Genomic DNA, 26,302 nt, shown 5'->3' with positions numbered 1-26,302 from the left:
CATCCTTCAGGTGTGGGATGCGTGTCCCGTCACGACTGCCGTACAAATTGAATCCCGGCAGGCAAAGGTTGCCGGGCCAGCGCAAAGACTGGCTTGCGCAACACCTGCTTTTGGCAAACCAGGAACGGAGGGCAACATGGACACGACCACCGGCGAGAAACTCTACGACCATGTCTTCGACACGTACATCAGCCTGCGAGTGGGCATGGCGTACATCGCGTTCGCTTTCCCCATCGTCGTCGTGGGCGTCGGTCTCCTGTTCGACCGCGGGCTTCCGATCCAGGATTCCTTGAGTGCCTACTACTGGGCGACGAATACAGGCTTCAACCCGAGCCGGATTGTCTTCGTCGGAGGCTTGTTCGCCGTGGGAGCGTTCCTGTATCTCTACAAGGGATTCACGAGGGAGGAAAACCTCGCCTTGAATGCCGCGGCCATTTTTGCGGTGGGCGTCGCCTGCTTCCCCATGAAGTGGACATGCGACGGATGCGGGGGCTGGACCCCCCACGGCTTGTGCGCTTTCGGTTTGTTCGGTTGCCTCGTCTACGTGGTCTGGTTCAGGGCACGCGACACCCTCAAGTACCTGCCTGAAGGGGTCTCGCAAACGCCCTACAAGCTCAAGTACGCCATCATCGGGTTTTTCATGCTGGCTTCGCCTGTGATCGCATTGATCATCCAGTGGACGGTTGGCGAGAACAAGTTCGTCATTGCCGTGGAAGCGCTCGGCATCTGGGCGTTCGCGAGCTATTGGCTCGTCAAGGGAAAGGAACTGAGTCTTTCCCGCGCGACGAAGAAAGCTCTGGATAAGCAGCTGTCCGTGCCGCCCAAAGCGCCTTCAACGAAACCGGCGGCGGGACGAATCCGGACCGCTTGAGTTCGGTCAGGGTGTACTGATCGCGCCGGCAACGCAAGGCCCACGCTTGCGCGCGTTCGTGCCTACTGCTTCGACGCCGCGTTCTCCTCGACGACTGCACTCGCGGCATCAGGTTCCGAAGCTTCAATGACGTCGCCAGCATCGGGCGTCGACGGCGTCGACGGCGTCGTGAGTTGCTCCGTGACGCGAAGGCGGTGAACAACCAGTTCGTCGATCTCCAACCGCCGGATTCGAACCCGGCCCACGAAAAGCCGCCCAATGGACAAGGCACCAATGGCCACCGCACCGACGGCGACGGCGCCCATCGCGATGGTGCCCAATGCAACGGTGCCTGTGGCATGCGCACCCGTCGCGGCGGCTGCCACGGCCCGGGTGCGTGCGGACTTCGAGCGCATCAATTTCATTTGAACTCCTGGATGGAGGCAGCGTGGCCCTGGGAGCGCCACCTGCTTCATTCTGCGCGCACCCCAAATCGTCAGAACAGGTCATTTAGCGCAGCTATTCATGGGACAGCACACTACCCTGCAGGACTTACCGCTGTCACGGCCGGCACATATCTTTCGGTCGCAACCTTCAACAGGAGAACGCCTTGGCCCGTTTCAATAGACTCTTCGCCGCCATGCTTTGCTGCGGCACCCTTCTTGCCGCCACGGCCCCGGCCACCGCGCACGACGAGCGCAGCCGCCGCCGCGGCGACAACGCGCCGCTGGTCATCGGCCACCGGGGTGGGGCCAACGGCTACCTGCCGGAGCACACGCTCGAGGCCTATGCGCTGGGGATCACGCTGGGCGCGGACTACATCGAGCCCGACCTGGTCGCCACCAAGGACGGCCACCTGATCGCGCGGCACGAGCCCAACCTGATCGACACCACCAACGTCAAGGACTTCCCGAAGTTCGCGGCGCGGCGGCGCACCGTCATGCTGGATGGCGTGGCGACCGATGGCTTCTTTGCCAGCGACTTCACACTGGCGGAAATCAAGCAGTTGCGCGCGGTGCAGTCCTTCCCGGACCGGGACCAGGACTTCAATGGCAAGTTCGAGATCCCCACGCTGGCCGAAGTCATCGATCTGGCCAAGCGCAAGTCGCGTGACGAAGGTCGCCGCATCGGCATCTACCCGGAAACCAAGCACCCCACCTATCACCAGAGCATCGGCTTGCCACTGGAAGACCGGCTGCTGGCGGTGCTGGCCGCCGCGGGGTGGAACCACCGCAATGCGCCGGTGTTCATCCAGTCCTTCGAGACGGCGAACCTGAAGTACCTTCGCAACAAGACCAGCGTGCGCTTGATCCAGCTGATCGACGCGAACGACGTGAAGCCCGACGGATCCATGGACCTGAGCCCGCCCTTCGACAAGCCCTACGACTGGGTGGTGTCGAACCGCGATGGCCTGTTCAAGGACCTGGTGACGTGGCGCGGCCTCCAGGAGGTCAAGGGCTACGCCGACGGCATCGGCCCGTGGAAGCCCTACCTGATCCCGAGTGCCTGCAAGACTGTCCAGAACGGCGCCTGTGCCGACGTCACAGGGGATGGCGCCGTCGACGAGCGCGACCGCGTCCTGCTTGCGCCCACCGACGTCATCGCCAATGCCCACAAGCTCGGGCTGCTGGTGCACCCGTACACCTTCCGCAGTGAGCAAAAGCGACTGACCGGCAGCTTTGGCGGCAACGCGGTGAACGAATACCTGGCCTTCTACGAAGCGGGTGTCGACGGCTTGTTCAGCGACTTCGCCGACACCGCGGTCGCGGCGCGGGCCATGTTCCTGCTCAAGAACGACCCGGACTATGCGTCGTGCCTGATCAATTCGCGAAGGTGCGAGCGCAACAACGATTGAACCCAATCATGCGTCGCTTTCACTGACCGCTACGCATGTTGGACTGCCTGGCGAGCGACCTCACCGACCGCCCGCCCCCGCACCCCCAAGATCCTCTTCCACAAAGCGCAACAACGCCTCCAGCATCGCCTCCCTGGGATACGCGTTCTCCGTGACCGCAATCGCCGCCGCCACGGCGCGCGTGCGATTGATCGGCAGCGCAATCGCCCAGTGATCGGCGTTGATGTAGCCCATCAAGGTGCTGCCCGGCACGATCTGGTCGTAGAAGATCACCTGGCTGTCGTTGCGCGCATCCACCTGCGCCAGCTTGTTGCGGCTGCCATGAAGGATGAGCGACACACGATCGGGCTGCGGAAGCGTGACCAGCGAGTAGTAGCCAAAGTCCCTGGGCAGCGGGTTCTGCGCCAGCCATGTCTTGCGCGTCGTGGGATGCAGGCTTTCCACGGCGCCGCCGTCGCCCTTGCCGCAGGTCGCGCCCGGAAAGTAGCGCATCAGGTTGGCCTGGTCCTGCGTGGCGTCGTTCGCCAGCGGCGAGCCGCCGATTGCGCCCGCAACGCTCACCACCGCGGCGATGCGGCTGCGGATCTCCGGATAGCGGGTCACGGCCTCGAGGATGTCGGGCGCGCCCTTGGAATAGCCGATGAGCACGAGGCGCGGCGCGCCGGGTTCTGCGGGCATGGCCATCAGCGCATCGCGGATCATCTGCGCGTTCCTGGCGGTGCCTGACAGCGCATCGACCTTGACCATGTCCAGGTCGTAGCCGAACTGCTGCACGTGCTGGCGCAAGGTTCCGGGCGCATGCAGCCAGGGCTCGAAGCATTCGTACCCGACCCCCGGCACCACCACCGCCACCAGTCGCCGTTTCGAGCCGCCGAGATCGACCGGGCGCCCCGTTCCGGCCGCCTCGGCGCCCAGGCGCGTCAATGCTTCGTCGCAAGGGCGATAGTCCGGCAACGCGGTTCCGCGGGCCTCGAGCACCGCGCAGAAGATCTCCCGGAAGCGCGGCCGCCGGTCTTGCGTGCCGGTCTGCGTGGCAGGCACCAGCACGAGCGGAACGGTGTCCGTGGCAAAAGGCATCAGTGGCGACGAGGTGCAGCCGCCCATCAGAAGACATGCGCTGGCAAGGCACGCATGCCACGCGCCGCGCCAGGGAAACGGGTGGAGCGCATTGCCCATCGCAGACCTCATGCTTCGGTTCAGTAGTAGTAGCGCCAGTCGAAGACCAAACGCACGCCGATCGACCAGACCGTGCGCAGCTCCGGCGCCGGCGCACCGACGGGGAAGCGCACGGTGCCGCCACGCGGTACGTCGGCCGCTGCAAACAGTTGAACGACCACGGACGAGCTTTGATTGGTCGAGAAAGCCCGGTAAGGCCGGTACTCGGCAATCGGCAATTCGAAGGAAGTGGACTTGAAGTTGACCGCCCGTCCCAGCCCGCCGGGCGCAACGCTCGGCGCCAGCAACTGGTCGTCACCTGACAACCCGTAGAAGGTCACACCCAGTTCGCGGCCGAGCACGAACTGGAAGCGCCCGACGGCTGTGGCCCAGCCCGACTGAAGGCGCAGCAGGCCGCCGTTGGCCGCCGCCACGGCCATGTCCGCGTAAGCCTTCGGGTTGACAAAATACATCGGCGAGACCAGCACGAGATCGCCGGGCACCAGGTAATAGGGCATGCGCAGGCGCAGCGAGAGCCCCGCGCGCGCGGGCACGGCGGCGCTCAGGTTGCCGCCGAGTGCGCCGCGTGAGGTGTCGCTGAACTGGTTGCTGGAAGGCGAATCCGCGCGGAATCCGACCGAGGCGTAGACCAGGCCGTCACCCGACTGCCCCATCACGCCGTCGAGCCCGAAGCCGGCCCGCACCGACAGGTCCAGGCCGATCACGGTTCCCCTGGAAGCGTCGGCGCTCGTGAAGCTGCCGTCGATGACGCGCCCGTCGATAGAGCCTGCCAACCCGATGAAGGGGCCGACCTCACTGCGAAAACGAGGCATCGCGCCCAGCCCCGGGCCCAGCCCCGGCACCGGCGTCGCCACCAGCGTGCTTTCAAGGAGACGCAGGTCTTCGGGGCGCGCCCGGATGCCGGGATCGCGTTGGGGAAAGTTGTTGGTTCGGCAGACGTTGAACGCGTCCGGTTCGGCCGGCGCCACCGGGGTCGCAGGAAACTCCGCCGCTCCCGTGCGGCCGGACGCCACGTCAAGCACCTGCTGCAGGCTGGCCTGGATCGACACGGCCACCCCTTGCGCATCTTCGGGCCGCATGTGGGCATCGCCCATCAGCACCAGCGAGTGCCCTCCTCCACGCCAGGTGAAGACTTCGAGCCCGCTCTGGTTGTAGTAGTCGTGCGTGCCTTGCCGCTGCGACGTGTCGCCCCACGAGCCGGCGATGTGCCCCGCGGCAAAGACGTCCTGCAGGAAGTGCAGCGCGAAGGCCTCGTCGGCCAGTGCGGCGCGTGCGAGTTCGTTGCGTTGCGCAGTCGAAAGCGATTCGTCGCGCAGCCGGCTGGCCTTTTGCAGCGCGCTCAGGTGGAACCAGGAATACACGCCGACCGCGTTGACGTCCGAGCCGATGCGCAGCGTCAATGCCGCGTAGTCGAGCGGGCTCACCAGCGTGCTGGGGCGTGCCAGCAGGAAGTGCGCGTTGTTGGAGCCGGCCCGCGTGGCGTATTCAGGATCGGCGCGTTGCAGCCGGATGTCGGCGGTGCGCAGCGCATTCACGCGTTGCGCCTGCACCGCCTGGCTCGCGAGCCGCCGCTGCGCATCCGAAAACACATCCGGCGCCTTGCCGCTCAGTTCGGGTTCCGCCGTCACAGGCAGGCGCCCCAGGTCGAGCTTGAGCTGCGCGGCCACGTCGGCCACGGAAAGGATCCACGCCGCGTTGCGTGCGGTGTCCAGCATCTCGCGGCTCGAGCAGGAATGGTCGCCGGCGATGGCCGACAAGGCGGCCCAATCGATGCATGCGGGCGTGAGCTCCTGCGTGGCATCGGCGCCCTGCGCGCAAAGGCGCTGCTCGTCGCCCGTGCGTGCGCCTTGCCACAACTGGTCGAAGACGACTTTGCGCTCGGGATCGAGTTGCTGGACGGCCAGCAGCGCCAGTTGACGATGCTCGGGGTAGACCCAGGCGGCCGCGGGCCTGGCGGCGCTCAAAAGAAAAATGGCCAGAAGAAGGCAGAAGGCCGCACGGGCTTTCCAGACCGATGAGGGCGCGTCGGGCGCCTTGGCGATGAAGGTCCTCACGCTGCCCATGTCGGTGGTTGCCACATCAGGACAATTTCCCTCTGCTGCCTGCGAGCGATTTCGCGGACACAGTCTATTCGGTCCGCGCGCGCTGCGCCATCCGTCGAAGGCCGGCGCAGCCTTCGACCACATGGCGACTATCCGGTGAACAACTGTTCGAGCAGCGGGTTCGAGTACAGGTTGGACTTGTCGTACTTCTTGAGTCCATCGACCGCGAACTTCCAGTTGTTGCGATCGGTGCGGCCCGTGCTGAACGCCTCGCGGACATGCGCAAGGAAGTTCGTGTCGGTCCATGCGCCCTGGCCTGCGGAATAGGCCCAGCCCTTCGACCACTCCGGCAGGGCGCGCGCCGCCTTGCCCGAGAAGCGCTGCAAGAGCCACTGTTCCAGTTCCGCATAGAACGCGTTGGCATGTTCGGTTCCCGGAAGGGTCAGCACGTCCACCCACAAGGCGACGTCCCACCCGTTCTGCTTCGCCGTGTCATCGAAGCTGAGCGCGGAGATCAGCGGGCTTTCTGCGCCCTGCCCCGACCCGGCGGCCACGCGCGCCGGATCGTCCAGGCTGGTGACGCGAATTTCGACGGCAGAGTTGATCGGATACTTGCTGGCCGACTCGTAGCTAGCCAGCAAGCTGCTGAACTTCGTGGTGAAGTCGTGCACCGCTTGCTGCACGTCGGCCTTCTTCATCTGCAGGGCGTAGCCGTTGGCGGTCACCTGCAGCGTCGTGTCCTGGATGTAAAGCAGCGAGTTTTTGGACGGACCCCAGATGTCGCGCGAAGGCGGGTAGGCGGACTGGCCCACCATGTTCTTCCCGTCCAGCCCATTCGCAGTGACGTTGGCGGCCGTCTGTCCGAACAGCGGGGTGGCCGAGGGAACGCCGTTGAGCAGCATCTTCAGGAATTTCTGCAGCGAATCGGGAACGTGGTCGGCAAACGGGTAGTTGTAGGGCGCGCTCACCGCCGTTGACCCACCCGGCTTGCTGGCTTCGACACTCCACACATGGAGCCACGGGTTGGTGCCGGTGCGAAACCAGATGACCTCCACGCGCCCGCAGCGCTCGAGGTAGTCCGCAAAACTGTCCTTGGGGATCGGTGTCGCCCCGCTGGGCGCGGCGAACACCACGGCATCGGAAAAGTTCGTGAAGCTCTGGCAGCGCAGGTTGTAGTTGTCGATGACCTGCAAGGTGGCATCGACCAGCAGCGCCCGCCCCACATGGGCCAGGAACAGCTTGGCATCGACCTCGCCCCGCTTGAAAGTGCGCAGGGAATATTGGTCAGGCGTGGTGGAGTCCGGGTCCGTGACCACGGCGGTGAACTCCAGGATCTGGTTGCTCATCGATCCGTAGCTGGCCGCAAAGTCGTCGTGCGGCGGCGTCGGCACCGCGGTGCCGTGCGCGTCGATGGCCAGCACGCCGCCGACCGTCAGGTTGCCCGGTGCGGGCGTGTGGGGAAAGCTGTAGCCGGGCGCCGGGCCCTTGCCGCCCGGCTGGGCCTCCAGGTACTTCAGCAGGTCCAGCATGGTCTTGCCGGTCTGCACCTTGACGCGGGTGGGCAATCCGCCCGACGCCGCCAGCACGGTCGCCTGGCACAGCCCCTTCGTGAAATCCACCAGCAGGATCTTGGCCTTCGGATCGGGATTGACGGCCACGGTCAGCGGCGACCAGCCATGCATGACGCCGCGCGGCCTCACCTGGTAGCCGTTGTCCTTTGCCCAATTGCAGACGGCCACGACGTCGCCGGCCGATTGCGGGGCGCAGGTGAGCATACCGGGCGAGTTGATCTGGTTGTCCCAGTTGTGATACGGCAGGACATTGAGCGGCACGTCCGCCGGAAAGCCAGGCAGCGTCGGCCGGCCACTGGGGTCGCCGAGCTTGTTGAACACGGCCTCCCACGTCCAGACGTTGCCCGTGACGTCATAGAAGGCCGTGCGCCCGTTCATCTTGAAGGTGATGGCGGCCGGCGGCGGCGGCGGGTGGCTGCGGCCATCCGCGTCGATCGACACGCCGGGCATGAACGAGAGCCCTTCTGGCACCGGGTAGTTGGCCAGGTCGATCACCTGCTGCTGGCCGCGCCAGATGGTGCCTGTCGCAGGCGACTCGAAGCCGTCCGACCGGGCGGTGAACGACATCGTGTACCAGCCGTCGTTGCTGCAGGCGATTCTTTGTGCTTCAACCATGATGGTGTCCTTCCGTATGTCGCTATGAACGAAGCGTGCCGTCTTCGAAACCGGCCAGCACGTACTTCAAGATGTCCAGCTGGAGCCCCTGGAGCAACTGATAGTTGTCCTTGTCGGGCTTGGCGCCGCGCGTCGTGTTCAGGAAGGCTTCCCACCACGGAACCACGGCCCCCAGCTGCGACCTGGGGTAGTTCCCTGCGGAGCCCGTCGGATTCATGACGGCCATGACGGCCGTGCCCACGTTCTGCGCGCTCGGGTCGTTGGGGCCAAGGGCCGCCATGATCAGGCCCACCAAAATCTCGTTGTTGTCCAGGTCCACGATGCGCGCCACCGGCGGCGGCAGCACCTGGCTGGGTATGTTGTCGGCACCCGGCGGAATGCGATTGACGTAGGTGACGCGATGCAGCACACGCCAGGCGGGGTTCGCGGTGTTGGCGGTGCGCAGCGTCAGGGCGTCGGGCTCGTTGCCTCGAAGCCATTCGACGTCGACCACCGGCTCTGCAAGCCCGTCGCCTTTCATCAGCACGCTGCCGTTGGCGGCATCGGGCGGCAGGTAGAAGGTGTTGAAGCGATAGCTCGCGACCTTGCCCGCAACGGGCTTGTCCGAATAGGTCTTGCTTGCATCGTCCCAGCCGCCCAGCAACGCAGGCTCGCCCACCACGGCGACGTTCAGGCCGAAGGTGTTGGCCTTGGTGCGCGTCTTGGTGGCGGTGATGTCGATCTTGAAGCCCGCCAGCCAGTCGAGCGTGAAGAAGCCGCCCACCATGGCGAGCTCCCCGCTCGCGCCCTTGAAATCGAGCACGGGCCCGAACTGGTTCGCAACGCTGTAGCCGCCGGTGAAGGTGGTCGTGAACTGGTCGGTGAACTGCTCCTGCTCGGCGTGCATGCCGCCGGCTGCCGTCCACACGTAGGTGTTGGCAATCCCCTTGCGTGCGACCGCCTGGCTGGCGCTTCGATCCACGAGACGGTAGGGCTCCTGGTCGTCCAGGTTTTTGGTGGAACCCAGGGCCCGCTTGTAGGTGTCGAGCTGGGCGTAGTACTTTTCTTCGTCGAGCGCCTTCCTGGCAATCTGCTTTTTCAACCGGTAGGCTTCGATGGGCTTGAAGTAGCTGCCGGGCACGGCCCCCGCCCGCAGGTAGTCAGGGTCCGTGTAGAGCCCCACCTTGCCGTCCAGCGTCCCGTTCTTGACGTAGTTCGGGTTGATGCGGAACGTGATGACGTTGCTGTCGGGCGGTATGTAGGGATTGGGCACCACCGAGCGCCCCACCGACGCACCAGTCGCCGCGTTGAAGGTCAGGTAGACGTCGGCGGTCAACGAGCTCACCAGCGCGTATCCCACGTTGTCCGGCAGGAAGCGCCGGCCCACCTGCGGATTGACCAGCGGGCTGGGTCGCTCCCAGTTGCCCCGCAAGGCAAGCGAATCCGTCACCGCCAGTGCCCAGCTCGAGGAAGCGTTTTCAACGGCGAGCGACTGGTCCGCGAAGCTGCCGCTTTCCTTGATGCCGATCTTGAGCTCGTTGGAAAGGGCCTTCGTGAAGAACAGCAGGTCGTTCTCCGTGAAATCGATCTTGAGCAGGAAGCCGCCGCTGGTCGAATGGTTCAGCGTGCTGCTGTACGAGGAACTCGAATTGAAGACGAGCGTCGTGGTCTCGGTGGTGTTGAAGGTGACGCTGCTGGCGTTGTAGTAGCCGAAGTACCCCGTGGCCGAGCCGTAGTAGGGACGCGTCAGGTTCTCGCTGGGGACCGGTGGCGCGCCCTCGATGTAGCCCAGCAGCGTGGCGTCCGTCTGGATCTGCCCGAAGTAGACCAGGCGCAGTGCACCGGCGTAAAACCCCGGCGTCAGCACCACGCTGCCCGACACGTAGTAGTAGGCGCGCTCGATGCTGCCCACGAGCTTGGGCGGCTGGCCGTCCCTGGGGTCGGGCTGCAGGGCACTGGTGGGTTCGCGCGATACCTCGCTGAACTCGATCGCCGCCGGCGTTCCATTGATCCGTTGCTGGTATTCCGTCGGCTGGCCGCCGTACACGTTGCGAACGGCCGGACCTTCGTTGGACACCGGCGCGGCGGACAGCACGAACGAAGGCGCCGCGTGGTTCCACATCACGCCGCCGTTGCCCGACGGGCTTTGGTCGGCCAGGGATTCAGAGTCGAAGGTCCAGTAGCCGCTGAGATCGGCCTCATTGCCGACCAGGCGCACGAAACTCATGTCCGTGATCTGTCGTGGCGTGCGCACCTGCTGCCACAGGCGAACCTCGTTGAACTGGACCACCAGTGTGTCTTCCAGGGCGCTTGCGTTCTGATAGCCGCCCAGCGTGAACTGCGTCGTCCCGCCCGGATACCCTTTCTGCATGGCCGCGTCGTCCGGCGTCAGGTTGCGGGCACCCAATATTTGCCTGCCGTTGGCGTAGAACAGCATTTCCGACAGCCGGTTGTAGACGGCCCAGAGGTCGTCCGAGCTGAGCTTGGCAACCAGTCCTCCAACGCTGTCGACGGCGTCCACGCCCGCCTGCTCGCGGAACCACCAGGCCGCGATGGCGCCGCTGCGCGGCTCGCCGATGCCCCCTGCCCTCGCCTTGGCGATGTCGGCGCCGCTGGCGGCGCGCGACCACAGCACGACGCCGGTCACCATGCCGGTGAGGTACATCTGCGCCTCCGGCGCCGTGTCGGATGCGGCGCCCACCGGGCTCGCCTTGGCGGCGCCCACCAGCAAGTCCGTTGCCGTGGTCTGCACGCTGGCAGCGTAGATGTTGAGGTTCGGCGTCTTCTCCGGGATGTTGACCTTGATGATCTGCGGCGCCTGATCGTCCACGTACAAGGTCACGGTGGCGACCACGAACGTGCGGGGATTGTTCGGCGACGACTTGTCGACCGTCGTGCCCGTGCTCACCGTCGCCGCGACGTAGTGCGGCAGCCCGTCGCGAAGGCTCTTGCCGGTGGCCTTGGCGTCCACCATCTGAAGCACCTTGCTGCCACCCACGGTGTATTCGTACTGCGCCTGCAGGTTGAGCAGGCCATCGGCTGACAGGCCGAACCAGAAGCTCTGCTGGGTGGCGTCCTTGCCCCACTTGCCCAGGAATGTCTGGGGCACCGGTTGGATGGAAGCATCCACCTGAACCCAGGCTTCCACGGTGAAAGCGTCCGTGAGATTCAGGCTGCTGTTGTGCCCGCAATTGGCGAAATTGCGTTTGGTCGCGTTCAGGCGAATGGCGCTGCCCGCCCGGTAGCTGACGGCGATATGGTTCCAGTGCGTCGAGCGCAGGAAGGCATTGACCTTTTGTGGCGGCGCACCGCCGATGCCCGCGGCAAGCGCCAGGAATGCGCCATCGGCGTTGCTCTGGACCGGCTGGTCCACCGAAGGCTGGATGCTGCCGTCCAGTTCCGTGCCAGAGGCCTTGGCCGAATTCTTGAAGGGCCAGGGTGTGTTGGGCGCACCGGGCACATCGTCGAGCCGCCAGTAGCCGACCAGGCCGGGCTCGGTGCCGGCCAGGGTGAAGTAAAGGGAGTCCTGGATATCGGTGCGCGTGCGGCAGATTTCCCAGTAGCGGCATTCCGTCAGCGATGCGGCGGCGCTCCCGTTGACGCTGTTGCCATTGCCGCCGACAAAGAAGGCGTTGGGCCCCGTCGGAGCCCAGGCGATCGTGAGCTGCTTGTCCTTGATGCTGGTGTTCTGGCCATTGATGTAGAGCGAGACCTGCCAGAGTCCCTTCTGGGTGTCGAGGCACTGGCCCGCCACCGCGATTTGCGTCCACACCTTGTCTGGAACCGGCGCGGATGCCTTGGTCGCCACCAGTGCGTTGCCGTCATTGACGGTGAGAACCGGCGTCAACGACGCATCCAGCGCGATGTCGAGGGCGCATGACGAAGGGTTGTTGGGCTCCAGCATCTGCAGCAGCGCGCCATTCATCCCTTGCGGACTCACCGGAGAGGTGGGCTTGAACCAGAGCTCCAGCGTGAACGCCTGGTCCGGCGCGAACCAGTCGCTCGGCTGCACATAGCCGAACGAAGGCGTGGCCGTTGCGCTCTTCAGCGGGCCGAACTGCAGCGCAGGCTGCGCGTAGACGGTGACGAAGGAACTCGGAACCACCAGGCCGGGCGCTGTCTGCCCGGCGTTCTCGCCGTTGAAGCTCAACAGGCGGGCAATGCCCTTCGCCGCGGGGGCCAGGTTGCTGAGGTCCGGGCGCACCCAGGCTTCCAGCGTGAAGGTCTTGCCCGGGGCCAGGCCGTCCTTGCGTGGCAGGTTCGTCGGCACGGTCATGGCCGACGCACCCGCCAGGTTGAGCGCGTACAGCGGCGTGGCTTTCACCCAGGCGCCATTGCCGGAAGCCGGCGTCGCGCTTCCCGCCTGGTTGCCGACCAGCGCGGCAAGGCCGTTGTTGGGCAGTTGCGGCGCCACGGCCACCAGCGCCACGAGGCGGTTCACCAGCACGTCGGCGGTCTTTGGCGCCTTCTGGAGGTGCCCCTGGATCACGTTGGCGCTGACGGTCTTGGGGTCCACCGTCCCCGCAATTCCCGGCGCGACCGAGCCAAACAACAGGCTGAGCACGCGCAGGTCCACCGTGGTGGCAATGGTCTGCAGGTCCACATCGACCGGCAGGTAGGGCGAGGTCGTCGTGTTGTCGCTTGCGGAAATCACGGGAAAGACTGCCGTGACTTCCGGGATGGCGAGCAGCGCCTTGGCCAGCAGCGAACTGTCCCTGGGCTGGTCTTTCAACGTCTTGTCGGTTTTCTTCAGGGGCTGGGCGACGCTTTCGCTGTAGAGCTTGACGTCCACCTTGTCGCTGGTGCTCCCGGCGGAGATCGTCAGGGAAGTCTTGCCGGCAGACATCAGCGTGGAGCCGTAGCACAGCAAGGTGGAACTGCCGCCCGCCGCGCTGAGCGCGAATGCCCACGGGTCGCTCGCCGCGGGCTCGTAGGAGAAGGAGGCCCCGTCGCCACGCAACACGCTTCGCAGTCCATCGGCTGTGGCAGGCGCGTCCTTCCAGGTCTGCGTGACGACGTTGCCGGCTTGGGTGAATACGAGGACGACCGTGATCTTTCCCGCCCCGCTGCCAGCGGACACCCTGACTTCCGTCAGCGGCAGATCCAGGCGCGTGGAGACCAGCGTCAGCCATCCCTTCTGCGTGCCCGAGCTCAAGGGCAGCCGCGCCTGATGGCGCACACCGGCGTAATCGAAATAGCGCTGGCTTCCCTCCTGCACGCCGCGCGAGGCGAGTTCGCCCGAGGCGTAGCCGTTGAGCACGGCCATCAGCGCTGCCAGGTCGCGGGGAAGGCCGGTCCACTCCTCCGTGCCGATGCCGGAAACCGCCGATCCGTAGTCGACCGTCATGTTGCACAGGTCCGCAGGCGCCGACGGGCTGGTGGCGTCGCTGACCGTCACCTTCAACTGGTTCAGCGTCGTGCCGGGCCGTTGTGCGGTGAGTTCCAGCGAACCGTTCTGGTCGCCGGCGACCCACGCCAGCTTTGCGGATGGCCGCTGGACTTCGGGGCTGTACTGGGCCACCAGGAAGGGATACGGGGCCGGACCTTCCAGGCCCGCGTAGTAGCAATGCACCAGGCCGTCACCGCCGTCCATCACGAAAGGCGCGGCAGCCGGCTGCACGCCGCCGAGCAGGTACGCGTAGATCGTCGCGTTGCCGGCCAGATGAACGACGTTGGCGGGAACGGGAAACCGGGCTGGCAGCGGCGCGGGCGGCGTGAACTTCTTGTTCACCAGCGTGCCGTCGATCAAGGGGCTCTTCAACGGTGTGGGCGGCACCGGCAGGTGTCCGGAAGGCAGGATGCCGAAGTCGTACACCGCGAGCGCGCGCGTCAGCCCGACGCCGCCGGCCGAGACGGGAAAGGTGAGCATCAGCCGCATTGCCCGGCGCAGCTTGGTGCCGTCCTTGGCCAGATCCTGTTCCGCGTAGACTCGCGCGGAAAATCCGCCCTCGCTGGCCAATGCGGTCGTCCCGTCGTCGTAAAGCGGCGTAATTTCGAATTTGGAGGGCGGCAATGAAGCGTCGGCGGGCGTGAGGAAATCAAAAAGGCCATCGGCGCTTTGCGACCAACTCACCGCCGCAATATTCGTGGCGGTCAGGACGAAGAAATACCAGCGCCGCTGATCCATGACACTCGTTGGCAACAATGCCACCGCAAATCGTCCATCCCGAATACGCGGTACCGTAGCCAATTCCTGCGTCGGTTCTATGAAGGGATGGCCAAGCATATTGCTGTAGCCGAGAACATCCGTGTCATCTGCGGGCGTGTCTTTTTTTCCGCTTACACGAAAACGTGATTCCCAGATGCGATCCATTTGATAGCGCGACGGCTTCTTGGCGTCAGCATCCTGTCGCGCCTGGTTGTTGGCCTCTTGCGGCGCGGCCACTTGCATCAGGACGAAACGATCCAGATAGATCGTGCCATTGACCGACGGGCGGAAAATGTAGATATAGCGTTCGTCGCTGAGCGCCGTGAAGGGCTGGTCGGCGGGCTGGAATGCATTGGCAGATGCGGGCAATACCGCGAGCGCTGATGCGGGAAGCGTGATCAAACCCGCGCCCAATTGACGCAGGCTGACCGGTGTTTTCTCAATTCCACTGCCGGCGATCAATGTCAGGTCCAGTTCATACCAGCCTGAATATTCGACATTGCCATCGGTGGCGTCCGGATTGTTGTGGCGGACGTTGTAATACAGCTTGGTGGTGGGCGTCGCCGCCTGTCGCGCAAGCAGTACCACGTCGCCGTTGAACGGAACGGCCACGGGATCCGTCAATTGAATTCCGTTGGCTGTGGCGGAAGGCCAGTTGCGCTGATACTTTGTATACATTTTTATCGCTCCAGGCAAAATTTTCAGAAAGCACTACCGATGCCGGTCATGACCGATCGGATGGCGGCGTCGCAATCCCCTGACCGGGCGCGCTTGCGCAGCGCGCCGAGGTCGATGTTCATCGTTTGATTACCCTGCTTGAATCGCCTGTTGTTCAAATTCGATGGCGATGGTCTTTTTCTTGTGGCAGAACTGTTTGCACTCAGTGATTCGTGTCCGTCATTTGACGGTGGAGCCTGCGCAGCGCCTCATTGCGTGATCGTGCCGGATTTCCCCAAACCCGCGCACCGGCAGAAACGTCTTTTGTCACCGCGCTCATGGCCAGCACCAATGCGCCGGGGCCAATTTGCACATCCACATCCACGGCCACCCGCCCCATCAAGGCGGCGCCGTTTTCAATGCGAACGCCAGACGCCAGGCCGCTTTGGCCAATGATCAATACGCCCTTGTCAATCTCGCAGTCATGGGCGATATAGACCTGGCCACCAATGAGAACGTCAGACTCGATGCGCGTTTCGCGTCGCGCACCACTTTCAATGACCGAATTGGCGCCGATGGCCACGCGCTTGCCCAAGCGCACCCGCGTCTTCCCTGGCTTGCGTGTCCAGACGCCGTTGGCTGCTTCGAATTCCTGCGGGTCGGCGCCAATCACGCTCCCGCTTCCGATATCGCACAACGGGCCAATCACCGTGTCGCGCGCAATGACCGCGCGCGACCGGATGATGGCGCCGGCGCCGACGCTGGCATCTTTTTCGATGACCGCACCTGGATACAGCACAGCATTTGCGTGAATGCAAGCACCCGCTAGCACCACGCATCCGGGCGCAAGTCTTGCCGATTCATGCACCGTGGCGCTTTTCGCAATCCACACGCCCTCGCCATCTGCTTCCGCCAGGTCGTCATGCGCAATGAGCAGGCGATTTGCCACATGAAAATGCAAGCGCGGTTCGGCGCAGGCCAATCCGTTGACCGATAGCCCGGATCCGCCATGCTCTACGACGGAAGGCAATGCCAATACGGCAGCATTGGATTTGGCGCATGCCTCCAGTTGGCCGGTCGCTTCCACAAAGACAAGCTCGCCTGGTTTTGCTGCAGCGACGCCTTCAGTGGCGCGAACGACACAGTGGGATCCATCGCCAATCACGGCCGCCTCGAACAGCGCGGCCAGTTCATTGAGCGTCAGCCCTTTGTTCACGGGAATTCGAATGCAAATCCGGGTCAGCCGGCGACGACGTCGAATGTCCAGGTCACGCGCTTTCCGGCGCCGCCATTGGAGCTCTCTGTTTTGACGTCGCTGTTCGCGGCTTTGTAGCGGTTCGCATTGGCGCCCTGAAAACCGCAGTTGTAATAACTGCTGTCTGCCGGACCATAGGGATAGGCCGTCCAGTAGGTGATATTGACCAGCGTGCCATCGTTCAGGCTGTAGACAATTTTGCCGCCACACCCGGAAAGAATGGCCGACGTGCTGGATCCCGTGAATGTTCCGCTTTCATTGTTGGCAACATTGGCCGTCGGCGTGCCATCGATGAAGCCGGTGGTGGCGTTGCCCTCCGAAAAGGTCATGGGCCTGTTGGTTTTGTTGGTGAAGGTGACGGTGCACCGATCCCAGTAAATAGCCATTTTAATTACCTCTCCAGTGAATTGATAAAACCATTCAATTTCGGTCAGGACCTGGCGATGGTCAGGATTTCATCGTAGAGCCGGCCCACGAAATAGCCCGGAGTGGCCTCGGGTGGAACCTGCTGGATCTGGAGGGTCAGAATTTCCGTCGATGCATCATGCGACAGGCTCCCCGCCAGATTCTGTCCCGTCACGTTGCAGCCATTGCCGGTCGTGGTGACATCGAGGCCCAAGTGGCCTATTTGCTCTGTCAATCGTTTGAAGCCCGCGGCGGACAATCCAGAAATCTGGACTGTATTCAAGGTATGAACGGCCATGACAAAGTCTCCTTCAATAAGAGGATGAATTTCGGTTCGGACGCGCGATCGCGTCACCTTCAAGAAGCGTTTTTACGTTTCAGACAGCCTGAACGTGCACCTGTGATTTTTGTTATTTACGGTGCGCCGGACATTCCTGTGCTTTATATGCCGTTCCGGAATCACCCGGAGATTTCGCGCGGACGCGGCTCTCCCTTCCCTGGGTGTCAGGGCTATTGACAGGATTTATACTCTCCCCACCGCGGCCGCCCGTTATAAGCGGCTGCCGTCCAATAGAGCCGCACGCTGCACCAAAACGGTGTTTTGTGCGACTGAAATTGATTCTGGTCGGAATTCTGTGCGCCGCCACAAAAAATTGCAATCCCAATTCGATGGGTGGCGGTGCCGGCGTCAAAAAGGCAAGTAGCGCATTAGACGCAGCCACGCCGCCGCGAAGATGTCAACCAAAAGGCGATCAACGGCGAAGTGGTGATACGGGTCTGGCGGCGCGAACCGCCGCGGCCTACAACTCGGAGAAGTCCGTGTCGCCGTCGTGTTCGCGTGCGAGCCAGTCGTCGACGAAGCCGCGAGCCATCTTGGTCAGGGCATCGGTCGCGGAGTCCACGCTGTGGGTGCGCTGCGTAAGGGAAATCCGGCATCGGTGGACCTCCCCTTGGGACAGCATGGCCGCCCCCGTCATCTCGCCCGGAGTGGATGACGACAGTTCGATGTCGATGGTCCAGCCTTTGTACGTCAGGACTTGTTGATGTTGCATGAGGCGTGGGTCTCACATCAAAACCCGACGGTATCAGTGGATGGTTGTACTGCACAACGAGAAACTGTTTCCGCACGTATGCCCGCGCCCGCGCGCCTCGCTGCGCCAATGGCTTGCCATTGCGCTCGCCGGCTCCGAGAATCTGTCTCCCACAGCACTGCCAGTGGATGTGATGAACCTCGATCCTGTCCCGCCCATCGCGCTGGTGGTGGATGACGAGCCGGTGACCCGGCTGATGGTGAAGCGAACGCTGGAAAACCTCGGCTGCTCTCCGGTCCTGGAAGCTGCCGACGGCATCGCGGCGCAGGAGGTGCTGCGCGCGCACCCCGACGTCGCCTTGGTGCTGACCGACATCATGATGCCGCGCATGGATGGCCTGGAGCTGCTGCGCTGGGGACGCCAGGCCGTGCCGGACACCATGTGGATCGTCCTGTCGGGGCTGGAGACTTTCGACTCGGCACTGGCCGCCATCCGCTTGGGCGCCTTCGACTTCCTGCCAAAGTCGCCGCACACGGAAGAGATGGGCGTCGCGGTGCGCAACGCGCTCGAGCGCAGGCAACTGCTGGCTGAGCGCGAACGCTTGCACCGCGAGCTGCAGCGCAAGGTGCGCGAACTCGAGGAGACCTCCGAAGTGCTGCGCCGCGACCTGGAGCGCGCGGAGGTCATCCAGCGCGCCTTGCTGCCACGCAGCCCGCCGCCCATGGAGGGCTATTGCATTCACGCGGTCTACCGACCGGGGCAGCATGTGGGCGGCGATCTCTACGACGTGGTGCGGCTCAGCGAGCGTCACCTTGCCTTCTACCTCGCCGACGCCACGGGGCACGGGGTCACTTCGGCAATGCTCTCGGTGCTGTTCAAGCAACGCCTCGTGCTGGTGGATCCGGCAACGGGCCTGGCACTGCCGCCGTCGCAGGTGCTCGACGCGGTGAACCGCTCGATCTGCGAGGCGCATGCCGCGCCGGGGCTGTTCCTGACCGCCGTCTTTGGCCTGCTGGACACGTCGGAATCCAGCCTCACGCTGGCATCGGCGGGCCATCCGCCGGTGCTGCATGCACGCGAGGGCCGGGAAACGAGCCTGATCCGCCGCACGGGCCCCGCGCTCGGACTGGCACCGGACGCGCACTTCCGCCAGGAGCGTCTGCAACTGCTGGCGGGCGACCGCATCCTCCTTTACACCGACGGGCTCCTGCCCTCCGGTTCGGAACACGACCTGCAACTGCTGGAGCAGGTGCTCGCCAAGCCGCTGTCCAGCGCGCAGGAAATCATGGCGCAGCTTCACGCCGGTGCGCCGGCGGGCGCGGACCGCGATGACGTGACCATCCTGCTCATCGACGCGCACGCGGGCGCCTCGTGGTTCGACAACGGCGCCGAACTCCCCTCGGCGGCGTCCGCCAGCGCGCCGCGGCCCGAGGGCGACGTGGTGTTCTATGGCGAAACGGAAAACGCCGCCCACCTCGCATTGCGCGGCCGGGCCAGCTGGATGCATTGCGACGCCTTCCACGAAACGGCCCTGGCCGTGCTGGATGGTGGGCGCGCCCTGGTGCTGGACCTCTCCGGTTGCGAGTACATGGACAGCACCTGGCTGGGCACGGTGCACGAACTGGTCGCCCACGGCGGCGTGGTCCTGTCGGGCGTGACGCCCGCCGTGCGCGCCATGTTCGAGGAACTGAGCATGGAGCAGGTGCAAGCCGCCATCCGCGAAGACATTCCCGGCGCGCCGGAGTTCTATGCCCTAGGCACGGGAGGCGACCTGGCCGCCGTGCAAAAGCGCATCCTGCACGCGCACGAGGCCCTCTCCGCGCTGAGCGATCGCAACCGCGAGGAGTTCAAGGACGTCGTCGACTCGCTGCGGGCGGAGCAGGACGCGAACAGATGAGCGCAGTGCCGGGCCGCCCCAAGCAAGCTCGCGCCCCCTCGGGGGGCAGCGAGGACACGAAGTGCCGAGCGTGGGGGCATAAATGACCACCGCCATCCGCGTCCTCCACCTCGAGGACAACCCCACCGATGCGCAGCGCATCCAGGGCACGCTGCAGGACGAAGACCTTTCCTGCGACATCGTGTGGGTGCAAAGCGCAGAGGACTTTCTGGCGACCCTGCAGCGAGAGGCCTTCGACCTGCTGCTCTGCGCCTACGAAGTCGGCGGCCTGGAGATGGTGCTGCAGGTGCGCCAGGAGCGGCCGGAGATGCTGCTCATCGTGATTTCCACCGGCCTGACCGAAGAGGAAGCGGTCGATTGCATGAAAGCCGGCGCCACCGACTACGTGCTCAAGTACCGCTTGCGTCGCCTGGGCTTTTCCGTGCGCAGGGCGCTCGCCGAGCAACAGCAGAAGCTTGCGCTGCGCCAGGCCGAAGAAGACCTGCGCGCCCTCAACGCAGACCTCGAGGCGCGCGTGCGCCTTCGCACCGCTGAACTGGAAACGGCCAACGCCTTCCTGAACTCGGTGATCCACCACATTCCCTACCAGTTCATGGTCAAGAACGCGAGCGACCTGAAGCTCGTGCGCGTCAACCGCGCCCTCGAGGAACTGACGGGCCTCAGCGAAAAGGAGTTGCTGGGCAAGACGGTGCACGACTACGTCAGTTCGAAAGAAGAGGCCGACTTCTTCACCGCCAAGGACAAGGAAGCGCTCGCGCTGCGCCGCGAAATCGACATCCCCGAGGAAGACCTGCACGCACGCGATGGCACCGTGCGCGTGCTCCACGCCAAGAAGATTCCCATCCTCGACGAGAACGGCGAACCGCGCTATTTGCTGACCATGTCGGAAGACGTGACGGAGCGCAAGAAGAAGGAGCGCGAGATCGAGCAACTCAACGCGGCGCTGGCATTGCGCAGTTCCGAGGTGGAGGCCGCCAACCGCGCCAAGAGCACCTTCCTGGCCACCATGAGCCACGAGATCCGCACGCCCATGAACGGCATCCTTGGCATGCTGGAACTGCTGAGCCTGACCGAGCTGGACGCCGAGCAGCGCGAGACGCTGGGCCTCGTGCGGGAATCGAGCCGATCGCTGCTGCGCATCATCGACGACATCCTCGACTTCTCGAAGATCGAGGCCGGCAAGCTGGAGGTGCGTCCCGAGGTCGTGTCGATCAAGCGCCTCATCGAGGAAGTGCAGAGCATCTACCTGGGCAACGCCAGCAGCAAGGGACTGATCGTGCGGCGCATGGTCGATCCGCGCGTGAGCCCTGCCCTGCGGGTCGACCCGGTGCGCCTGCGCCAGATCCTCAACAATTTCGTGAGCAACGCGATCAAGTTCACCTCGGAGGGCTGGATCGACATCAACGTGCAATGGCTCGGGCGCTCGGAGGGCCAGGAAAGCCTGCGCTTCGAGGTGAAGGACACCGGCATCGGCATCTCGCCCGAAAACCAGCGGCGCCTGTTCCAGCCCTTCACCCAGGCCGAAGGCGACGAGGCGCGGCGGCGGCCGGCCGGCACCGGATTGGGTCTGGTCATCTCGCGTCAGCTGGCGCACATCATGGGCGGCTCGATCAAGCTGGAAAGCGAGCCGGGCAAGGGCTCGACGATCACCCTGGAAATGGCGCTGCCCATTGCCGAGCCCCCGAAGGAAAGCGCCGACATCGCCAGCACGCTGCCGGTGGCCACGGCCATGCGCCGCGTGGCGCCCGGCGCCGCACAGGCCGAGACGGAAGGCACGCTGGTGCTGCTGGTGGACGACCACCCCGTCAACCGCCTGCTGATCTTGCGCCAGGTGCGAACGCAGGGCTATGCCGCCAAGACGGCCGACGACGGCGTGCAGGCCCTGGAGATGTGGAAGGCAGGCCGCTTCGGGCTGGTCATCACCGACTGCCACATGCCGCACATGGACGGCTACGACCTGGCGCGCAACATCCGCGCGCTGGAAACCGCCGCAGGGCGCGAGCGCGTGCCGATCATCGCCTGCACCGCCAACGCGATGCAGGGAGAGGCCGAGACCTGCTTCGCCGCCGGCATGGACGACTTCCTGGTCAAGCCGGTGGAACTGGCGCAGCTCACGGAAAAGCTCGATCGGTGGCTGCCCATTCCGCGGGCTCCTTCCTCGTCCGCTGCGGCTGCCGGCGCGGCAAGCCCGCAGGCCGTCCCGTCCGCAGGCCCCATCGACGAGGCGCTGCTCACGTCGACATGCGGTGGCGACGCGTCGATGGTGGGCGAAGTCCTCGCAGCCTTCCGGCGAACCTGCGAAGACGACTCGGCCGGGCTGCGGCAGGCCGTGTCCGCTGACGACGTTCCGCAAGTCACCCAGTTCGCGCACCGCATGGCGGGTGCCAGCAAGATGGTCGGGGCGCTCGCCTTCGCCACCGCCTGCGAGCACATCGACCGCGCCAGCCGCACCGGCGACTGGAACGCGGTTCTCGGCGGGATGCCGGTGTTCGAGCAGGAGCAGGCGCGACTGGCGGCCTATTTCGAGGGTCGCAAGGAAACGGCCTGAGGTCGCGTTGGCGTTGGCGTTTTCATGGGTTCCCCGATTGATTTTCCTCAATCGGGCAATCGCTTCGTTGCCTCACGATGGCACCGTGACCAAGCTGCAAATGCCGGCGCCGCCCGGCAAGCCATTCCAGCCTTCAACGACAAAGGAGGCGACATGCGTGCATTAGCCCGTCGATTCGCCAACGTCCTTCTGATTGCCACCATGCTGTTCACGCAGCTGGCGGGTGCCCAGCAGACCTTCTCCAGGGAGCAACTCGACCAGATGATGGCGCCGATCGCGCTGTATCCGGACTCGCTGCTGTCGCAGGTGCTCATGGCGGCCACCTACCCTGCGGACGTCGCGGATGCCGCCAAATGGTCCAAGGCCAACCCCAACCTGAAAGGCGAAGCGGCGGTGAAGGCCGTGGCCGATCAGCCCTGGGACCCGAGCGTGCAATCGCTGGTGGCCTTCCCCCAAGTGATCCAGACCATGGGCGACAAATCCGACTGGGTGCAGAACCTGGGTGACGCCTTTCTCGCTTCGTCAAAGGACGTTCTCGATTCCGCGCAGCGGCTTCGCGCGCAGGCGCAGAAGAACGGGAGCCTCAAGAGCTCCGAGCAACAGAACGTGATCGTCGAGCAGGAGCCGCAGACGCAGCAGACCGTCATCAAGATCGAGCCGGCGGATCCGCAGGTGGTCTATGTGCCGTCGTACAACCCGACGGTGGTGTACGGCGCGTGGCCCTACCCTGCGTACCCGCCTTACTACTACCCGCCCCCGGCGGCCTACTATCCCGGCGCTGCGCTGGCAACGGGGATCGCGTTCGGCGTCGGCATCGCCGCGACGGCTGCACTCTGGGGCAATTGCAATTGGGGCGGCGGCAACGTCAACATCAACACCAACCGCTACAACAGCATCAACACCAATCGGCAGATCAGCGCCGACCGGACCTCCTTCCAGCACAACGCGGCCAATCGGCGGGGTGTTCCCTACCGCGACTCGGCCAGCCAGCAGAAATTTGGCAAGAACGTTGCAGGCGCCGATCAGCGCTCCGACTTCCGTGGACGGGATTCGGCGCGCGATGCGCAGCGCCAGCAGGCGCAATCGCAGTTGCAGCAGCGCGGCATGGATCCGGGCCAGGGGCGCAATGAGCTTCGCAATGATCCGGCCACGCGGGAGCGCGCGCAGTCGGCGGCGGACAGGACGGGGCGCGACGGGCAAGGTGCGGGGAATCGTGCAGGCGATCGCTCCGGAGATCGCGCAGGCGATCGCGCGGGCGATCGTCAACGCGCCGGTGACCGTCAAGCGGGTGGTGATCGGCAAGGTGCTGGTCAGGGTGCGCGTGACCGCCAGGGCGCTGGAGACCGTCAAGGCGCGGGCGGCCGCAATGACGCCGGGTTCTCGCAGGCCGCTTCGCGTGGCGGCGACAACGCCCTGCGCGGCGCGGGTGGCGCAAGCGGCCAGGCACGCCAGCAGGCAGCGCGCGGCGACGCAAGCCGTCAATCCATGGCGCAGCACCACGGAGGTGGAGGTGGCGCACGGGCGGGTGGTGGCGGTGGCGGTGGCGGCGCACGCGCAGGCGGTGGCGGCGGCGGCGGGCGCGGTGGTGGCGGAGGCGGACGTGGCGGCGGCGGCGGACGCCGCTGAAAGCTGCGCCATGACGCAATCCAATCATCTCAAAGGCCGGACCATGACCCCGCACATGCCATCGTTCAAGACCCTCGCGGCAGCGGCAGCCTTCGCCGCGCTGTCGCTCGCTTCAGGCGCTTCGTTTGCGCAGCACGCCTATCCCTCGCCCGACGCCGCGGCACAGGCTTTTGCCGATGCCATCGCCAGCAGCGACGTGAGCGCCCTGCGGACCGTGCTCGGCCCCGACTGGCGACGCTTCGTACCCGAAGGCAGCGTCGATCGCGACGACATCTACGATTTCCTGGGCGCCTGGGCCAAGCAGCACAAGACGGTGCTGGAAAAGCCCGACCGCGCGCACCTGGCCGCCGGCGATGGCGACTGGACGCTGCCCATTCCCATCGTCAAGGGCGCAGCCGGGTGGCGCTTCGACACGCACGCCGGCGCCGACCAGATGCGCTCGCGGCGCATCGGCCGAAACGAACTCTCTGCCATGCAAGCCGTGCTTGCCTACTTCGACGCGCAAAAGGAATACGCGCAGAAAGACCGCGACGGCAACGGCGTGCTCGAATACGCCGACAAGTTCGCGAGCACGCCCGGCAAGCACGACGGCCTGTACTGGCCCGATGCGCAGGGCCAGGACCCGAGTCCGCTGGGCCCGCTTTACTCTGGCAGCAAGGGCGGCTCGGGCTACCACGGCTATCACTTCAAGATCCTCAAGGCGCAGGGCAAGGACGCGCCGGGCGGCGCCTACGACTACGTGATCTCGGGCCGCATGCGCGCCGGCTTCGCCCTGGTCGCATGGCCGATCCGCTACGGCGAAACCGGCGTGATGAGCCTCATCGTCAGCCACGACGGCACGGTGTACGAGAAGGATCTCGGACCCGGCACCGACGCGGCGGCGCGCGCCATGGTGCGCTTCAACCCGGATGCGAGCTGGCGAAAGGTGGCGGTGCCCGGAAGCTGAGGGCTCCCATCGCTCCAATCGCTCCCGTCAGGCCGCGCCCTGGCGCTGGTAGCGCGCAATGGCCAGCTCGGAGTTCATGAACATCCGTTCGCGGCCCAGTGTGTCGCCGAGCGTCGACCGCTGCACCACTTCCAGCACGCCGGGGTTCAGGCGCGAGAGCCACAGCATGATGCCGTCCCCGCGCATGCGCTGCTCGGCTTCGATCAGCACCTTCAGCGCGGAATACTCCAGGTCGAAGACGCCGCCCATGTCGATCAGCACGACCTTGGGTTGCGCCTCGTCGACGAAGGCCTGCATCTTTCGTCCGACCTGTTGCGCATTGGCGAAATAGATGCGCCCTTCCGCTCGCAGGATCAATAGGCCGGGAAAGGTCTCATCCTCCGGATGTTCGTCGCTGCGCGGCCGGAAGACGTTGGTGCCGGGCTTGCGGCCCAGCACATACACCGGCGGGTCGGACATCTGGTAGGCCAGCGCCACCAGCGACACGACGATCGCCGCCACGATGCCCTGCAACGTGCCCAGCAGCACGACGCCGGCCATCGCCACCAGCGCCCACACGAACTCCGTCTTGCGGATCTTCAGGATGGCCCTGAACTCGGCAGGCTTGATCAGGCCCACCGAATACACGATGACCACCGCAGCCAGCGTGGCGTGCGGCATCAGCCCGATGAAGGGCGCGAGGAACAGCGCCGTGCCCAGGGCGGCCGCCGCGGTGACCAGCGCCGCCACTTGCGTCCATGCGCCGGCGAGACGGTTCACCGCCGTCTGCGTGGTGCCCCCGCCGGCCGGCATTGCACCGAACAACGCGCCGCCCGCATTCGCGATGCCGGTGGCGAGCAGTTCGCGATTGGGCTGCGGCACGGGCTCCCCGTGGCGCGAGAAAGCCCTCCCCGCTGCAATCGTCTCCGCGAAGCTCATCAGCGCAATCCCCATGGCCGCGGGCCAAAGCTGCAGCACGAGGTGCACATCCGGCGCCGTCAGCCGCGGCAGGCCCGTCGGAACGGTGCCGACCGCCGAGACGCCTTGCGCCTCCAGGCCGAGATATTTCATCGCGGCGATTCCGCCCGCCACCGCGATCAAGGGCGCGGGTGCGCGCGGCACGAAATGCTCCAGCGCGACCAGGCCCAGCACCGTGATGGCACCGGCGGCCAGCGTCGCGACCGATGTCTGCGGCAGCGCCTGCACGATGGACAACAGGTGCTCGAAGAACCCACCCTTGGGGACATGGATGCCGAGCAGCTTCGGAAGCTGGTCCACGACGATGACGATGCCGATGCCCGCCTTGAACCCGACCAGCACCGGCTCCGAGATGAAGTTGGCGACGAAGCCCAGCCGCAGCAATCCCGCCACCACGAGGATGGCGCCGGTGAGCAAGGTCAGCGTTGCGCATGCCGCCACCAGCCCGGCGGCGTTGTCGCCCGAAGCCACTTCCGCCAATGCCGTGCCGGTCAGGATGGCGATCGTCGTGGTCGTGCTCACGCTCAGCGGCCGCGAACTGCCAAGCAGCGCATAGATCACCATCGGGATGAACACCGTGTACAGCCCGACCTGCACCGGCAGCCCGGCAATCGTCGCGTAGGCGAGGCCTTTGGGAATGACGACGGCCGCTGCAATCAACCCGGCGATCACGTCCGCCTTGAGCCATCCCGCCTTGTACTCGCTGAGCCACTGCGGCAGTGGAAGGGCCACGCCGCGCATCGA

General features: G+C 65.2%; 16 protein-coding genes. 6 read left to right on the top strand and 10 right to left on the bottom strand.

Annotated elements, in window-relative coordinates:
• Positions 1–136: 136 nt before the first annotated feature.
• The gene (locus QTI66_RS01925) at positions 137–871 is read left to right on the top strand and encodes a hypothetical protein (RefSeq protein WP_286557127.1); all 735 of its coding nucleotides are present in this window, start codon (positions 137–139) and stop codon (positions 869–871) included.
• A 62-nt stretch (positions 872–933) separates the two neighbouring features.
• Here the strand turns inward: QTI66_RS01925 and QTI66_RS01920 are convergent, their stop codons facing one another.
• Positions 934–1,275, bottom strand: coding sequence for a hypothetical protein (locus tag QTI66_RS01920; RefSeq protein WP_286557125.1), 342 nt, complete (start codon positions 1,273–1,275; stop codon positions 934–936).
• 215 nt (positions 1,276–1,490) lie between these two features.
• Here QTI66_RS01920 and QTI66_RS01915 point away from each other — a divergent pair, with 215 nt between their 5' ends.
• Positions 1,491–2,705 (top strand): glycerophosphodiester phosphodiesterase, encoded by a 1,215-nt coding sequence (locus QTI66_RS01915; RefSeq protein ID WP_444814941.1) that lies wholly within the window; start codon positions 1,491–1,493, stop codon positions 2,703–2,705.
• Between the two features lie 60 nt (positions 2,706–2,765).
• On the opposite strand, the gene QTI66_RS01910 is transcribed toward QTI66_RS01915, so the two are convergent.
• The 8 genes from QTI66_RS01910 to QTI66_RS01875 all read right to left on the bottom strand — a co-directional run bounded on the left by QTI66_RS01910 (position 2,766) and on the right by QTI66_RS01875 (position 17,605).
• Positions 2,766–3,881 (bottom strand): lipase family protein, encoded by a 1,116-nt coding sequence (locus QTI66_RS01910; protein ID WP_286557122.1) that lies wholly within the window; start codon positions 3,879–3,881, stop codon positions 2,766–2,768.
• A 20-nt stretch (positions 3,882–3,901) separates the two neighbouring features.
• The gene (locus tag QTI66_RS01905) at positions 3,902–5,959 is read right to left on the bottom strand and encodes a hypothetical protein (protein ID WP_286557121.1); all 2,058 of its coding nucleotides are present in this window, start codon (positions 5,957–5,959) and stop codon (positions 3,902–3,904) included.
• Between the two features lie 113 nt (positions 5,960–6,072).
• Complete coding sequence (locus QTI66_RS01900) at positions 6,073–8,109, bottom strand: cholesterol oxidase substrate-binding domain-containing protein (RefSeq protein WP_286557119.1); 2,037 nt, start codon at positions 8,107–8,109, stop codon at positions 6,073–6,075.
• Between the two features lie 22 nt (positions 8,110–8,131).
• Positions 8,132–14,914 (bottom strand): LamG-like jellyroll fold domain-containing protein, encoded by a 6,783-nt coding sequence (locus QTI66_RS01895; protein ID WP_286557118.1) that lies wholly within the window; start codon positions 14,912–14,914, stop codon positions 8,132–8,134.
• Between the two features lie 202 nt (positions 14,915–15,116).
• Positions 15,117–16,109: a hypothetical protein gene (locus tag QTI66_RS01890; protein ID WP_286557116.1), complete on the bottom strand. Its 993-nt coding sequence runs from the start codon at positions 16,107–16,109 to the stop codon at positions 15,117–15,119.
• Positions 16,110–16,132: 23 nt separating this feature from the next.
• Complete coding sequence (locus tag QTI66_RS01885; protein WP_286557113.1) at positions 16,133–16,534, bottom strand: hypothetical protein; 402 nt, start codon at positions 16,532–16,534, stop codon at positions 16,133–16,135.
• Between the two features lie 44 nt (positions 16,535–16,578).
• Positions 16,579–16,851: a hypothetical protein gene (locus tag QTI66_RS01880; protein ID WP_286557110.1), complete on the bottom strand. Its 273-nt coding sequence runs from the start codon at positions 16,849–16,851 to the stop codon at positions 16,579–16,581.
• A gap of 502 nt (positions 16,852–17,353) precedes the next feature.
• On the bottom strand, positions 17,354–17,605 hold the full coding sequence (locus QTI66_RS01875; RefSeq protein WP_286557109.1) for a hypothetical protein: 252 nt from the start codon (positions 17,603–17,605) through the stop codon (positions 17,354–17,356).
• Positions 17,606–17,777: 172 nt separating this feature from the next.
• On the opposite strand from QTI66_RS01875, the gene QTI66_RS01870 reads away from it, so the two are divergent.
• The 4 genes from QTI66_RS01870 to QTI66_RS01855 all read left to right on the top strand — a co-directional run bounded on the left by QTI66_RS01870 (position 17,778) and on the right by QTI66_RS01855 (position 24,601).
• Positions 17,778–19,481 (top strand): SpoIIE family protein phosphatase, encoded by a 1,704-nt coding sequence (locus tag QTI66_RS01870; RefSeq protein ID WP_286557106.1) that lies wholly within the window; start codon positions 17,778–17,780, stop codon positions 19,479–19,481.
• An 82-nt stretch (positions 19,482–19,563) separates the two neighbouring features.
• Complete coding sequence (locus QTI66_RS01865) at positions 19,564–22,029, top strand: hybrid sensor histidine kinase/response regulator (protein ID WP_286557104.1); 2,466 nt, start codon at positions 19,564–19,566, stop codon at positions 22,027–22,029.
• A 153-nt stretch (positions 22,030–22,182) separates the two neighbouring features.
• Complete coding sequence (locus tag QTI66_RS01860; protein ID WP_353506178.1) at positions 22,183–23,655, top strand: DUF3300 domain-containing protein; 1,473 nt, start codon at positions 22,183–22,185, stop codon at positions 23,653–23,655.
• On the top strand, positions 23,540–24,601 hold the full coding sequence (locus QTI66_RS01855; RefSeq protein WP_286557103.1) for a DUF2950 domain-containing protein: 1,062 nt from the start codon (positions 23,540–23,542) through the stop codon (positions 24,599–24,601). Before QTI66_RS01860 ends, QTI66_RS01855 begins: the two co-directional genes overlap by 116 nt.
• A 27-nt stretch (positions 24,602–24,628) precedes the next feature.
• Here the strand turns inward: QTI66_RS01855 and QTI66_RS01850 are convergent, their stop codons facing one another.
• Complete coding sequence (locus tag QTI66_RS01850; protein ID WP_286557796.1) at positions 24,629–26,299, bottom strand: SulP family inorganic anion transporter; 1,671 nt, start codon at positions 26,297–26,299, stop codon at positions 24,629–24,631.
• Between the last annotated feature and the right edge of the window lie 3 nt (positions 26,300–26,302).

Origin of the sequence: Variovorax brevis (assembly GCF_030317105.1) — a bacterium.
In the GTDB taxonomy this organism is placed as follows: domain Bacteria; phylum Pseudomonadota; class Gammaproteobacteria; order Burkholderiales; family Burkholderiaceae_C; genus Variovorax; species Variovorax brevis.
Note: the sequence above shows the minus strand (reverse complement) of the source record. Positions and strands in the feature narration are given on the sequence as shown.